This window comes from Pseudidiomarina planktonica (genome assembly GCF_900177775.1).
In the GTDB taxonomy this organism is placed as follows: Bacteria; Pseudomonadota; Gammaproteobacteria; order Enterobacterales; family Alteromonadaceae; genus Pseudidiomarina; species Pseudidiomarina planktonica.
This window is the reverse complement of the sequence record NZ_FXWH01000002.1, coordinates 103,780-117,419: the sequence shown is the minus strand read 5'-3', so window position 1 is coordinate 117,419 and position 13,640 is coordinate 103,780. Positions and strand designations below refer to the sequence as shown.

Here is a 13,640-nt window from a genome sequence, read left to right as displayed (position 1 = left end):
CTAGAACTGGCTCTTAGAATTGCTCTGGGGCGTCATACATTATCCCCATACGACCATTCAGTATTTGACACTCACCACCGGTTTTCTTGGTGGTGCTGCTGTCGTCCACCTGCACCACCATAGTAAAGGCGTCTTCCACCAGGCGCATTTGGGTGCGCTCGCTACACAGCAGTCGCAGTGCATCAATAGAGCCGCGTGCTTCCATAAACTTTCGGGTTGGCTCGGCGGTAATTAAACCCACGCTGTCGCTTAGCTGCACATTGCTGATGTCGCTGTCGCTAATGGTGCCGTGGCTACCGTCTAACAAGTAATGAAAAGCTGAGGCAACGGCCGCATCGGTTTGTTGTGCGCCAATACCAAAGAACACCCCGCGCTCGCCAAATACCCGGAAGTTGTTATTCAGCACGTTCACCAACAAGGCTGTGTTTTCGTCCACGCCAACAGCCATCGGAATGCTGGTGGTGGCGGCTAAGCGCAGCATGCGGGCATGCCGGCCCTGCTCTGAAAACTCGGTGTCTAAGGTGGCATAAGGGAACAAGCTCAAACCGCCCAGCGGGTGGTAAGTCAGGCTGTTCTGATCCAGGTTCTGCGGACAGGTTTTGTCGCGATGGCAGTTAAAAGGCGGTGGCTCGGCCGAGTTGGCACCGTCAATCATGGCCGAACGGCTAGTGCCGTTGGTAACCATAGGCCGTGCTGTCATAGCTGCAGTACCGCCTTCGGTAGCACCTACCACCAGGGTTTTAGCCTGCAAGCCTTCATAAATAGACTGCAACAGCGCGGTTGGGCGATTCGCCTGGGTTAAAAACGCATTACGAACCAGGTTCTGGTTGCTACCGGCAATAAATACGGCGTCGGCTTTCGCTAGCATTTCCTGGCCGGCGTTTTCGTTTTTACAGAACTCCACCTGCGTTTTATGGCGCTGGCTATGCACCCGCGCTCTGTCCCAGCTACCCAGTGCTTTTGGCCGGTAGCTGTCGAGCTTGTCACAGGCATTGTCGCGACGCGCGGCGGCTACTGCGGCATCTATGGGCAACCAGGTGGGGTTAGCACCGGCATTTTCAAATAACGACAGGTATAGGTCAGCTTCGTGCAATGGGTCACGCGCACCGGCTGTAACTACTAGAACCTCAGGCTTTTCCTTTCCATCAACGCTGGCCGCCAAACTAACAAAACGTTTCACAATTTCACGTGAGGCTTTGTTCAGGTTATCGGAAATATTAGCTTGCTCAGTTTTACCTTCAGGTACCGGCATTTCCAAATGGTCAATAATGCGGTTCCATTCAGAGTCGGACAGTTCACTGTATAAGTGGCGCGTGGCCCGGCGGGTAAACTCTTCAACGAACACTCGCTCTGGAATAATTTCCTCATTCAGGCGCTCATATACTGTGTCCAGCGCACCTTTCACGCGATCTCGCATGGGGCGACGTAGGGCCGGCCATACGCGGTCGTCTAAAGCGGCTTCGCGATAGCGCCCACCCAGATTTATGTATCTGTCCATGCGCATTTCGTCGCGCTCAAACCAGTCGGCCAGATTACAGTTCATGGAGTCCATGCTGGAGCAGATTTTCAGGCCACCGCCAATCAGCATGAGCTGGTAATCTGGCCCTTGCTGGCTTGGCTCTTGCTCAGGCTGCGCTAGTGCGGTTGCGGAATAAAAGCTGCCGCCTAAACATAAGCCTGCAAACAAGGCATTCACCAGGAACTTGCTTTGCTTACCAGCAGAACTACCTAATCTTCGCACATTCGAAAGCATGCTGAATCCTCTGTCGTTTTAACACTCAGGGTTACCCTTATTATGACTGGGTCATGCGGGAATTGACAGGTAGACAATAAAATCGACTGTCAAGTTCGAGAAAACGTGACTGATCTGGCGCGCCGGTGGTGCTATTATTGCCGATTGTTATAGTTTTAACGGGTTCTTACCGTGGGTTTATTCGGCACATTTCAACTAAGAACACTGCTGGCGTTGCTGCTCTGTTGCTGGGCGGTGCTGCCGCGCCCTGCTGCTGCGTACTTCAATGGCAACCCTAATCAGCTTGATTTCCGTGACCCTACTCCGGGTAATTTACCCAACTATGTAAAGGCCACGCTGGAAGAGGCTTACGGCGAGTTGGGTTTCACTCTTAATTACCTGCCCATGCCACGCCAGCGCAGTTTGGTAGAAGCCAACAAAGGCAATATTGCTGGCGAACTGGCCCGTATTCCGGAAATAAACGACGCCTACCCAAATTTACGCCGGGTGGATTTTCCGCTGTACGCTTTTAATGTGGTACTGGTTGCCGACCGCCGCCGCTGCGGTATTTGTGCGTTTGAACAAATAGAGAATGTGGCGCACGTGAATGGCGTGCAGATTATTGAAGACTTTCTGGCGCGGCAGCCGCGCCAGCGTCCGGTTGCCACTATGGAAAGCATAAAGCAACTCACCACCTTGCTGGAAAACAACCGGGTTGAAGCCATTCTAATGACCGACTTTGAGTTTCAGCAAACCGATTTGGCACAGCAGCGCCACTATATCCGGGTACCGCTGGAACGCGCGTTGGCGTATCACTACTTAAATAAAAAACACGCTGATTTAATCCCCAGGCTAGAGCGAAAGCTACTGAGCATGCATGACTCTGGTCGTATTGAGGAATTGCTTGAGCAGAACAATGTAAGCCTGCCCAACAGCTCTCCTCCGCTAGAACAACAACCTGTATTGCGACTCATTGCAGATAACTGGGACACCCTTACCAGCGGTGACGGCAGTGGTTTGTACTGGGACTTAATGCGGCGTATTTTTGGTCCGGTAGCCGAAGAACTCGAACTGAATGCCAGCTCGTTTCGCCGCGCTAATTTGAGCCTGGCCGAACGCCGCTACGATGTCATGCTGGCGGCTTACGATCATCTGCAGCCCGAAGGTACTATTGTTAGCGAAACCCATTTTGACTACGACCAGCCGGTGTACATAATTGCCAACAGCAAAGACACCATTAAAGACATTCAGGCGGGTAAGTTAGAGCTGCCCATTTGTCACACGCAGGGTTACAGTTACGAGGAATTTCTACCTGACGGCATGCTGTACTATGCGGCCTCGGGCAGCCTGGATTGCTTTGCGTTACTGGATTTAGGCCGGGTGGCTGCGGTTATTGACTACCGCCGCAGAATTCCCGAGTGGCTGGAAAGTTCGCACGCCGAAATGAAACTGCACGACGGCCTGCCACTACAGTTAGTATTTCAGGACACGCCGCTGGGTCGCCAGTTGCGTGATCACTATGAAGCAACCATGCGTCAGTTGGTGCAAAGCGGCGAAATTAAAGATATTTACAACGCCGAGCAACTACGCAAAGCTAATTTAATGCCCAAGCCTTAAGGTATCGACAGTTCATGTTTCATATTGCGCTTTATAATCCGGTGATGGCGGCAAATGCTGGCAATATTATTCGGCTGTGCGCCAACAACGGCTGCATGTTGCACATGATTGAGCCGCTGGGCTTTGACTTTGAAGAGAAGAAATTGCGCCGGGCGGGGCTGGATTATCACGATTTAAGCAGAGTTGAGCGTTACCCTGATTACGACAGCTTTAAGCAAGCCATGGGCCAGCGCCCTATTTATGCTATTACCACCAAGGGCACACGCGGTTACACAGAAGTAGAGTTTCAACCTGATGATGTGTTGCTGTTCGGCTCTGAAACCAGCGGGCTGGCACCTGATGTTATGGAGCAGATTCCGCCAGAAAAGCGCCTGCGGGTTCCCATGATGCCAAATAACCGTTCGCTTAACCTTTCCAATACAGTAGCCCTGGTTAGCTACGAAGCCTGGCGCCAACAGGGTTTTCTAAACTCTATTGACGCCAGTAGCTAAGCGCGAATTCCGCTACTAATTCTATTCGGTAATTTGAAGCTGATGTTTAAGCTCGCGTAGTAGCTGATCACGATAACGGTCAGTCTCCATTACTACTTCATGTTGACTGTGTGCGATCACTTTTAAGTCGCTGTCGGGGTGAATCAAACGGTTGGCAAACCGTATTTGCCCGTCGGGTTTTATCACCCGGTCGCCGCCTGCTTGCAGCACCCGCACCGGAACTGTGATTTTGTCGGCACAATCAATAGCCTGCTCACTGGCGAGCAAAGCTTCACGCAGCCAGCCAAAGGTGGGGCCACCTAATTTTAGTTCATGATCGGTTTCATACACATCGCGAAAGGCGCGGTAACGGGCCCGACTGCTGGTAAGTACATTTTCTTCAAAGCTCGGCGACTGATAGTCACCCATGCCCAAAAAATACCAGGGATTAAGCGGCGCCAAGCGCTGATTCAGCCAATTGCCAAAGTTTACTGCAGCTCTAGCCAGCCAGGTAGGAACCCAGCCACTGCTGATAGACAGCATGGGTGCGCTTAATACTGCGGCTTGTAGTTGGTGTTCATGCTCTGCCATATATAGCGCGGCTATAGCGCCGCCCATGGAGTGGCCCAGCAGCACCTGGCGATGCGTGGGAAGTCGTTCCGTTACCAAATCACAAAACAGGCCAAAGTCATGCACGTAATGCCCAAAGCTGTGCACGTGGCCTTTGTTGGGATTGTTGGTCATGCGGCCCGACTTGCCCTGGCCACGGTGGTCTAAAATAGCCACAGCAACGCCTAGCTGGGCCATTTCCCACACAAATTCCTGATATTTAATGGCCGCTTCGATGCGACCGGGGGAAACCACTACTACCTGAGTACTTTCAGCAGGCACGCAAAAAACGGCATTGAGCTGCAGGTTGTCTTCACCCACAAAACTGACTTCTTCGCAGTGTTGGTGCCAGAAGGTTTGCACGTGATCGCGGAAAAACGCGGGCCATTCGGGGCTGGTATCAGCCGGCCGCTGGGGGTCGGGTATAAGTTCGGCATCCAGTACTGGGTTATCGCGCATGGTCTGCAGGTTATCCTTCGCGGCTATTCTTTGTCGTTGTCGTTGTCTTTGTCTGCTTCACAGGTTAAATGAATACTCACTTCCAAGCCACCATCGGGATGATTCCGCGCACTTAGCTTGCCGCCAAGTACACCTGCGGCGCGACGGCTTAATGCCATACCTAAGCCAACGCCAGCCTGAGGCAACCGCGACGGATCGCCGCGGTAAAACGGCTCAAATAATTTTTCCATTTGTGCGTCGGTCACGCCTTGGCCGTGGTCACGCACCAGCATCACACACCAGCCTGTAGGCGCCGTTGAACAGCTAATTTCCACCTTACCGCTAGTGTATTGCAGCGCGTTACGCACCACGTTTTCCAGTACCAACCGCAGCAACTCCATGTCGGCGTGTAAGTGGGGCCACTCTGAATCTGCTACCAGCACCAGCCGTTTCTCAAGGCCGGCATCGGCATAAATCAAGTCGGCAACCAACCGCTTGGCTATGTCTTTAGTGATTATGCGCTCGCGGTTTAGTTTGATCAGACCATTTTCCAGCCGCGACAATGACAAAATGCGTTCAATAATACTGCCCAGCCGCTCTAAGTCGCGCTCCATTTGACTCCAGTGCGGATTATCTTGTTCCTCTTTTTCAGTCAGGCTCAAGGCTACCTGCATACGCGCCAGAGGCGACCGTAGCTCGTGCGACACGTCGCTTAACAAACGCCGCTGGGCATCACGCGACACGGCTAAATCGTGTGCGGTTTTTTTCAGCGCCCGGGCCAGCTCACCAAGTTCGTCACTTCTCCGGGGTAAATTTCGCAGTTTGGGGGACGCGCTACCTGCAGCAATTTCGCGGGTGGCCCGCGTTAACCGATGAATAGGCTGCACCAGCCAGTAACCTAATAACAGGGCAATAAAACCGCTTCCCACCGCCAGCACTATAGTTCGCGCCTCGCGGGTTTCTCGATCAGACGCTTGCCGCTGGCGCAGTTCGTCGGCAGATAACGGGCGCGTAAGCAGTAAACGGGAGCCGTTCAATTCAAAGGGGCCAACCAGTAACAAATTTTCCAGCGTGCGTTGCTGTGGCTCGCTCGCATCAATTTGCTTAAGCAACGTGGCCTGGTGACGACTGGCCAACCCGGGATCTACCAAAAACTGTTGTTGCCCTTCAGGTGCCAGCCGCACTACCACGCGGTAGTCGCCTGCTACCAGTCGACCAGGCGTCAACGAGCCGAAAGTGGCAGGGTCACTTAACAAGGGTTCTAAGGTTCGACGAATTTCTTGAGCTAAAGGTGTGGGGGTTTCACCTTTGGTTTGCCATAGTGCGATGACAAAACCGCTGCTGGCAGTCAGAAACAAAAGTATCCAGAACAGAACCAGCAGCCGCAGAGTTAGGGAGTTATACCAGCGGGTATGTCGAATTTTCATCGGACCTCAATTAAACGGTAACCCCTCCCTCGTACAGTTTGAATGCGCTCAGGAGAAGCCGGTAGCTTCTTGCGTATGTTGCTAATGTGTACGTCCAGACTGCGGTCAAAAGGTGCCATGGCACGGCCTAGCGCCGCCACCGACAGCTCGTCTTTACTGACCAGCTCGCCAGCGTGCTGCATCAAACACCGCAAAATATCGAATTCAGTAGGAGTAAGTGTAAGCTCCTGCTCGTCACAAGTCACTTCGTTCAAGGTTGGATTTAACACACAACCGGCATAATCCATGGTTTCGGACTTCACCGTGGTATTCGATGAACGGCGCAACAGCGCTTTTATGCGTGCCTGAAGCTCTTTGGGATAAAAAGGTTTTGGTAAATAATCGTCGGCGCCTAAATCCAGTCCGGTTACCCGGTCTTCGTCGTCACCACGCGCCGTTAGCATGAGCACTGCGGTATTACGGTGTTGCTGGCGTAATCGCTGCAGTAGCTGCAAACCGTCAATGCCGGGCAGCATAATGTCCAGCAAAATCAAATCAAAACCACCGTTGAGCGCCAGCTGCAATCCAGTTTCGCCATCCAGGGCGCACGTCATTTTATAGCCGTCCTTGGTCAGCACCTGATCCAGCATGCTGCTCAGTTCAGCGTCGTCATCAACTAATAGAATCTTGGTCATTTGAAGTCTCTGCCCTCAGCTTTTATTAAAAGCTTAACTGTTTAACTATGGAGTTATAGGAGCTTTGACCCTAACGTAAAGATAAGTTGCGTCTATATGTAAAGATTTACCCGATCTTTACATTGGTAACACTCTTTTAAGTGATCTTCTTATCCTTTGCATCGGTTTCGGCTTCGGCTAGTTTGCGAGTTAAGGTGTTGCGCCCCCAACCTAGTTTCTTCGCGGCGTTTTGTTTGTGTCCGTTGCAATAGTCCAGTGCCTGCTGCATAGCTTGCTGTTCCAGTTGATGTACCGCGCTGTCTAACAGCCCCTGCTGACCGCTAGTCAGTTGTTGCGCAAACCAGTGCTCAAAGGCTTGCAACCAGTGACTGTTAACGGCGCCAGCGTTGTCGTTCGTAACGCCGGGGCTGTCATTAAGTTCTTGCAGCTCTACCGGCAAATCGCTCACGGATATTTGCTGACCCGGCGCCATAACCGTAAGCCAGCGACAGGTGTTTTCTAATTGCCGCACGTTGCCCGGCCAGGGTGCCTGCTGCAGTAACTGCAGCGCCTGTTGGCTCAGGTGCTTGGGCTTACCGCCAAGTTCTTTGGCGGCGCGCTGTAAAAAGTGTTGCGCCAGCTTGGGAATGTCGCTGCGGCGTTCATGCAGGCTTGGTAGCTGCAAGCGAATCACGTTCAGGCGGTGGAATAAGTCTTCCCGGAATGCGCCTTCCTGCACCCGTTGCTCTAACTGCTGATGGGTGGCGGCAATAATGCGTACGTCCACAGTCACGGCCTGATGCCCGCCCACCGGGTAAAACTGGCCTTCGGCTAACACCCGTAACAGCCGGGTTTGCACTGCCAGTGGCATATCGCCAATTTCGTCCAAAAATAAAGTGCCACCGTGGGCTTGTTCAAAGCGGCCCTGACGTTTTTGCGCAGCGCCGGTAAACGCGCCTTTTTCGTGACCAAATAATTCGGATTCAATCAATTCGGCCGGTATGGCGGCCATATTCAGTGCAATAAAAGGCTCGTTCTGGCGTGGGCTGTGTTGGTGCAAGGCGCGAGCTACCAGTTCTTTACCCGTGCCTGAAGCGCCGGTAATTAAAACGCTAACACTGGAGTGCGACAATCGCCCAATAGCCCGGAACACGTCCTGCATAGCCGGGGCTTCGCCAACTAACTCGGAACCAATTTCCGGTACCTGAGGTGCCGGTGCACTGTGCTTTTCGCGCTGCTCAATAGCGCGCCATACGGTTTTAATAGCATCATCTAAATCAAAAGGTTTGGGCAGGTACTCAAAAGCGCCCCCCTGAAAGGCACTTACGGCACTGTCGAGATCGGAGTGCGCCGTCATCACGATAACCGGAATTTGCGCATGTTGCTGTTGCAGCTTAGCCAGTACCTGCAGGCCGTCTTCGCCGGGCATGCGCACGTCGGTTAGCACCACACTGGGTTGCTCCGTAGCCAGCGCTTCGCGCAAACTGCTGCCGGTTGCAAAACTGGTAACCTGAAAGCCGGCTTTATGTAGCGCGCGCTCCAGCACCCAACGAATAGATTCGTCGTCGTCGAGCACCCAAATCAAATGCTGATTCTCGGCTTTAGTCATCCTTCACCTCGTCGGCAACACGGCTATTTTCGTAGGGCAGAAACACCCTGAATTCGGTAAAGCCCGGCCGGCTTTCCACTTCAATTTTACCGGCATGCTGATGCACCGCCGTTTGCGCAATAGAAAGCCCCAGCCCGGTACCACCAGCGCGACCACTTACCATGGGGTAGAACAAGGTTTCTGACAGCTCTGCCGGAATACCCGGCCCATGGTCAATCACACTCACTACCGCACACTGGCGATAGCGCTTGCCGTAAATGGTTTGCTGATGCACCACTCTGGTGCGAACGGTTATCTCACCGCTACCACCTAACACTTCACTGGCATTCGCCAGCATGTTTAGTAGTGCCTGTTCAATAGCGTCGCCGGCAATCGTCATTTCCGGCAGGCTGGGGTCGTAGTCGCGCTTCACGCTAAGCTCGCCCTGCGCATCCAGCTGTACTACTTTAATGACCTGTTCCAGCAATTGATGCAGGTTGCACGGCTTGCGCTCAGGAAAGCGGTGTGGCCCCAATAATCGGTCTACTAAAGTGCGCAGCCGATCGGCCTGACTAATAATTAAATCTGTGTATTCGCGCAACTGAGTATCGGGTAATTCGCTAGCCAGTAGCTGCGCAGCACCACGCAAACCACCCAGCGGATTCTTAATTTCGTGCGCCAGCCCGCGTACTAAGGATTGCGCGGCCAACAGCTGCTGATGCTGGCTGTTTTCCTGATTTATTTTGCGTAGCTGGTCTACCCGGCGCAGCTCCAGCAGTAATAGTTCTTCGTTGTCGTTTGACTGAATCGGCTGGGTAGAAAACTCCACCAGCATGCGCTGATGGTCGTGAAACACCATCACCACTTCACTGTCAGAAACGCTCTGCTGTTGTCGCAACGCGTGAATCAGCATGGATTCGTCCAGGCTCAGGTAGCTGAAGTGGCTGTAAAAGGGCGTGCCGGCCAAGCGCTTGGCGCTGCCGTCCAGCAGCGTTTCTGCCGCTGAATTCATATATTGAATAACCAACTGGCGGTCCAGCACCACAATGGCCGTTAATAAATGATCACATAGCTGCCGCAATGGCATCATAACGCGCATCCTTTTACCCGAGCTACCAGCAAATGCACCATAATGGTGCATAGGTACTCTACCCAATCAATTGCCATTTGGGAATAAGCGCGAGTGCCGTTGTAAATAAAATATCTGCGGCTCGGTAGTGGCCACTACAGCATCTTCAACATTACTGCCGTCGGTCATGCGTTCACTCAGTAAAGCTTTTATCTGATATTCATGTTCACCACGGTTTAAATTCTGCAGCGTGGTTTGTGGTAAAACGCCCTGGTAAACCAGGTTCCCGTCCAGAATCAGCTGAAATACTAAGCTGCTACTAAGCCGCTGGGCTTCAACGCTCCAGCGAAAGCTCACATCACCATTATTGGCGCGAACAGCTTCTTCCGCAGTAGGTTCAATAATGCTCAGGCTTACCTGATTCAGTAATTCGTCGGGTTGCTCAGCGTTTGATTCCGATAGCTGCGGCACAGTTACCGGCGTAAAACGAGTCGTGGTTGGAGTAAGCTCCACCTCCACCGGCACCGCAGCAGAGCTTGGCTGGTCGCTGTAGCGAACCCGCCCCTGGGCATCAATGGATTTATAAATTTGGGGGTTAGCGTCAGTGCTAGCTTGCGGATCGGCTTGCGCCTGCTCCTGCTCGGCCGCCTGAGCTTCGGCCTGTACTTCGGCGTGTAAGACAGCCGGATAAAAAAACAGCGTGCTCACCGCCAGCATAGTACCAGCCAGCAAGGTGGTGAAACACCACCGGCTGGTTGGGTTAGTTGCTGGCGATTTACACGCTGGCATGGGTCAACGGCTGACCAGACTCAGCTTACACTGAGTAGTACAGGTCAAACTCAATTGGGTGCGTGGTCATTTTCAGCTTCATCACTTCTTCGTGCTTCAGCTTAATGTACGCATCAATCATGTCGTCGCTCATTACGCCGCCTTGTTTCAGGAAGTCGCGGTCTTTGTCCAGCGCTTCCAGCGCCATTTCAAGTGAGTGACACACAGTTGGAATTTCTTTCGCTTCTTCCGCTGGTAAGTCGTACAAGTCTTTGTCCATAGCGTCGCCAGGGTGGATCTTGTTACGAATACCGTCTAAGCCGGCCATTAACAGTGCGGTGAAACACAGGTAAGGGTTGGCAGCCGGGTCCGGGAAGCGCACTTCAATGCGGCGTCCTTTCGGGTTAGAAACCACCGGAATACGGATTGAAGCTGAACGGTTACGCGCTGAGTAAGCCAGCATAACTGGTGCTTCGAAGCCTGGTACCAAACGCTTGTATGAGTTGGTAGCCGGGTTAGCAAAGGCGTTAATAGCGCGGGCGTGCTTAATAATACCGCCAATGTAGAACAACGCCATTTCGCTTAAGCCGCCGTACTGGTCGCCAGCAAACAGGTTTTCACCGCCTTTGCTTAGTGACATGTGTACGTGCATACCTGAACCGTTATCGCCTACTAATGGTTTCGGCATAAAGGTTGCGGTCATGCCGTATGAATCAGCAACGTTGTGAACGACATATTTGTAGATCTGAATTTCGTCAGCTTTTTTCATCAGCGTGTTGAAGCGGGTTGCCACTTCGTTCTGGCCAGCTGTTGCTACTTCGTGGTGATGCGCTTCAACTACTAAGCCCATGTCTTCCATTACGGTACACATAGTGCTGCGAATGTCGTGCGCAGAATCTACTGGTGGTACCGGGAAGTAACCGCCTTTTACACCCGGACGGTGAGCTAAGTTACCGTCAGCGTACTCTTTACCAGAGTTCCATTTGGCTTCTTCGGCTTCAATTTTGTAGAACGAGCCGCTCATGTCGGTGTGGAAACGTACGTCGTTGAACAGGAAGAATTCTGGCTCAGGACCAAAGGCAGCGCTGTCCGCTACACCTGAACTTTGCAGGAACTCTTCAGCGCGACGGGCAATAGAGCGTGGGTCACGGTCGTAACCTTGCATGGTGTCCGGCTCTAAAATGTCGCAACGAATGTTCATAGTCATTTCTTCGGTAAACGGGTCTAACACCATGCTGTCGCAGTCAGGCATCAGCACCATGTCTGACTCGTTAATACCTTTCCAGCCGCCGATGGAGGAACCATCGAACATTTTGCCGCCTTCCAGGAATTCTTCGTCAATTTGTGACACTGGAATAGTTACGTGCTGCTCTTTACCTTTGGTATCGGTAAAGCGTAAATCGACAAACTTTACTTCGTTTTCTTCGATGGCTTTCAATACATTGCTTGCTGACATGTGATCCTCCACGATCGGTCTGCTTTGCTACAGGTTGCTGTTGTATGCATTAGCAATGCAACAACAACCCCTTAAACTTTGCTCGCTTACTAGCTTGAGTCCGCATGAGTAAGCAATGGCTGTGCCAAAACAATTTTTACTCATATATTCAGTTAGTTATACGCTAACTGGCGAACAGTCACTGATAAGATAGCAGTAATCACTGTAAAAATGCACTGTTATGGTGCATTTTACACAAAAATGACGCACAAAATCATTTTGAGCCACCCTTAACGACAAAAACGCACCAAAATAGTGCGTTTTGCTCGCGGCAGCCCCTGCGCCGTTAAGGTGTAAGTATAGCTGGTATTTAAAATTCTTCAGTCACCACTTTCGGGTTAACCAGCCGCGTCGAGCGTGCAGGACACAATTCGCGACAGGTGGCTGTACGGCAGCCCGGTTTCTTCATGCCAGTGGTTAAAAGCTTTTTGCGCCTGCAGCAGGCCTTTTTTGCTAGTGGGTGAGGCATCCATTAAATGATGATTCTCCAGCGCCGTTACTACGTCGGCCGACAAAATAAAGCCGTCGTACCCGATGCGCCGCAGAAAGTACTGTGCGGTAACACCACCAAGGCGGGCGCCATTGGCTTTTAACCACAGCAGCAAACCAGCCTGATCACTGGCTGGCCACTGGCTTAAAAAGCGTCCGAAACTGCCATGCTCTTCGCTCATTTCCACAACCATGCGGGCGTTTACCGGCACCGTATCTATTTTTTGCATGTTGCGCACAATGCGCGCGTCGGCGGTTAAGTCATCCAGCCGCTCCGGCGGTACTTGCTGCCAGTACAGGGGGACAAATCCGCTAAAGGCCGCTTCAAAGCCCGGCCATTTATGATCGATAATGCGCCACACAAAACCGGCGCGGAACACGCAGCGGGTTATCTCTGCCAAATAAAAGCTGTCATCACGCGCTTCCAGTTCAGCGTTGCTGGCCACCGCAGGTAAGCGTTTTTGCAGCGCCTGCTCGCCGCCGCTGCGCGCTACCGCTCGTTCGTAGAAATAATCAAATTTCATTGGTCACCTGGTGTTCTTTATAACTAAGGGTCATAGCTTTTGTTCATAGTGAACAACTTCCGTGTCACCCAGTGGATCTTGGTGCAGGAAGGTTCGCACAAAGGTCATACCCAGCTTTTTCATAATATGAATAGAACCAGTATTGTCGGGGTGCGCAATGGCTGAAAAGCGCTGAATGGACTTATCATGAGCCGCTAAAAAGTCCGCCACATGGCGCGCGGCTTCACTGCCATAGCCATGCCCCCAGCTGTTCTCTTTAAAGCGCCAGCCCAGTTCTATATTGCTGTCGTCACGCTCGTTGGAGAAGAAATACATAGGGCGCACCAAGATGAATCCGATAAAGGCATCATCTGCGCGTGTATTCACCTGCCATAAACCCCAACCTTTGTCAGCATTGCGATAACTTAGCATGCGCGGAATAAATACCGAGGTAATGTCGTCACGGGTGGTTACCCTGCCTGGCGATATGTAGCGCATTACGGCCGGATTTTGATCCAGTTCATACATCAGGTCGCCGTCGTGTTCGTTCATTAAACGATAGGAAAGGCGTTCGGAATAAGGCATTGCTGGCAACATGGGGTTCTCTTTTTTGTTATTTTTTAAACAGTATACCTTCGAAACAGAGCCAGCTCACCTGCTTAAGAACTGACCAGCCATTATTTATTTAGCACTACCCCTTTCTAATCGCGGCAGTAAATAGTAGAATACGCCGCTATTTTAACCAATCTCCAACTCTCTTCTCTCGCAAATTCTCGCAAGAC

At 52.0% G+C, this 13,640-nt stretch carries 12 protein-coding genes; 2 read left to right on the top strand and 10 right to left on the bottom strand.

Annotation, left to right across the window (positions count from 1 at the left end; genetic code table 11):
- Positions 1 to 13: 13 nt before the first annotated feature.
- Positions 14 to 1,753 carry a type 1 glutamine amidotransferase family protein gene (locus CCE91_RS09295; RefSeq protein WP_086435008.1) on the bottom strand — a complete coding sequence of 580 codons (1,740 nt, stop codon included), beginning with the start codon at positions 1,751 to 1,753 and terminating at the stop codon, positions 14 to 16.
- A 171-nt stretch (positions 1,754 to 1,924) separates the two neighbouring features.
- Between CCE91_RS09295 and CCE91_RS09290 the strand changes: the two genes are divergently transcribed.
- Both CCE91_RS09290 and CCE91_RS09285 read left to right on the top strand, forming a co-directional pair.
- Complete coding sequence (locus CCE91_RS09290; protein ID WP_086435007.1) at positions 1,925 to 3,349, top strand: type 2 periplasmic-binding domain-containing protein; 1,425 nt, start codon at positions 1,925 to 1,927, stop codon at positions 3,347 to 3,349.
- A gap of 14 nt (positions 3,350 to 3,363) precedes the next feature.
- The gene (locus CCE91_RS09285; RefSeq protein ID WP_086435006.1) at positions 3,364 to 3,840 is read left to right on the top strand and encodes a tRNA (cytidine(34)-2'-O)-methyltransferase; all 477 of its coding nucleotides are present in this window, start codon (positions 3,364 to 3,366) and stop codon (positions 3,838 to 3,840) included.
- Between the two features lie 21 nt (positions 3,841 to 3,861).
- Here the strand turns inward: CCE91_RS09285 and CCE91_RS09280 are convergent, their stop codons facing one another.
- The 9 genes from CCE91_RS09280 to CCE91_RS09240 all read right to left on the bottom strand — a co-directional run bounded on the left by CCE91_RS09280 (position 3,862) and on the right by CCE91_RS09240 (position 13,455).
- The gene (locus CCE91_RS09280; protein ID WP_086435005.1) at positions 3,862 to 4,887 is read right to left on the bottom strand and encodes an alpha/beta fold hydrolase; all 1,026 of its coding nucleotides are present in this window, start codon (positions 4,885 to 4,887) and stop codon (positions 3,862 to 3,864) included.
- Between the two features lie 23 nt (positions 4,888 to 4,910).
- Positions 4,911 to 6,293 carry a sensor histidine kinase gene (locus CCE91_RS09275; RefSeq protein WP_086435004.1) on the bottom strand — a complete coding sequence of 461 codons (1,383 nt, stop codon included), beginning with the start codon at positions 6,291 to 6,293 and terminating at the stop codon, positions 4,911 to 4,913.
- Positions 6,290 to 6,967, bottom strand: a complete 678-nt coding sequence (locus tag CCE91_RS09270; protein WP_086435003.1) for a response regulator transcription factor — start codon at positions 6,965 to 6,967, stop codon at positions 6,290 to 6,292. The genes CCE91_RS09275 and CCE91_RS09270 overlap by 4 nt, the downstream gene beginning before the upstream one ends.
- Positions 6,968 to 7,103: 136 nt before the next feature.
- Positions 7,104 to 8,555, bottom strand: coding sequence for a nitrogen regulation protein NR(I) (gene ntrC, locus CCE91_RS09265; protein WP_086435002.1), 1,452 nt, complete (start codon positions 8,553 to 8,555; stop codon positions 7,104 to 7,106).
- Positions 8,548 to 9,624: a nitrogen regulation protein NR(II) gene (gene glnL / locus CCE91_RS09260; RefSeq protein WP_327078327.1), complete on the bottom strand. Its 1,077-nt coding sequence runs from the start codon at positions 9,622 to 9,624 to the stop codon at positions 8,548 to 8,550. Before glnL ends, ntrC begins: the two co-directional genes overlap by 8 nt.
- A gap of 66 nt (positions 9,625 to 9,690) precedes the next feature.
- On the bottom strand, positions 9,691 to 10,392 hold the full coding sequence (locus CCE91_RS09255; protein WP_086435001.1) for a DUF4124 domain-containing protein: 702 nt from the start codon (positions 10,390 to 10,392) through the stop codon (positions 9,691 to 9,693).
- Positions 10,393 to 10,417: 25 nt separating this feature from the next.
- The gene (gene glnA, locus CCE91_RS09250; protein ID WP_086435000.1) at positions 10,418 to 11,827 is read right to left on the bottom strand and encodes a glutamate--ammonia ligase; all 1,410 of its coding nucleotides are present in this window, start codon (positions 11,825 to 11,827) and stop codon (positions 10,418 to 10,420) included.
- A gap of 377 nt (positions 11,828 to 12,204) precedes the next feature.
- On the bottom strand, positions 12,205 to 12,879 hold the full coding sequence (locus tag CCE91_RS09245) for a DNA-3-methyladenine glycosylase I (protein WP_086434999.1): 675 nt from the start codon (positions 12,877 to 12,879) through the stop codon (positions 12,205 to 12,207).
- A 30-nt stretch (positions 12,880 to 12,909) separates the two neighbouring features.
- Complete coding sequence (locus CCE91_RS09240) at positions 12,910 to 13,455, bottom strand: GNAT family N-acetyltransferase (RefSeq protein WP_086434998.1); 546 nt, start codon at positions 13,453 to 13,455, stop codon at positions 12,910 to 12,912.
- Between the last annotated feature and the right edge of the window lie 185 nt (positions 13,456 to 13,640).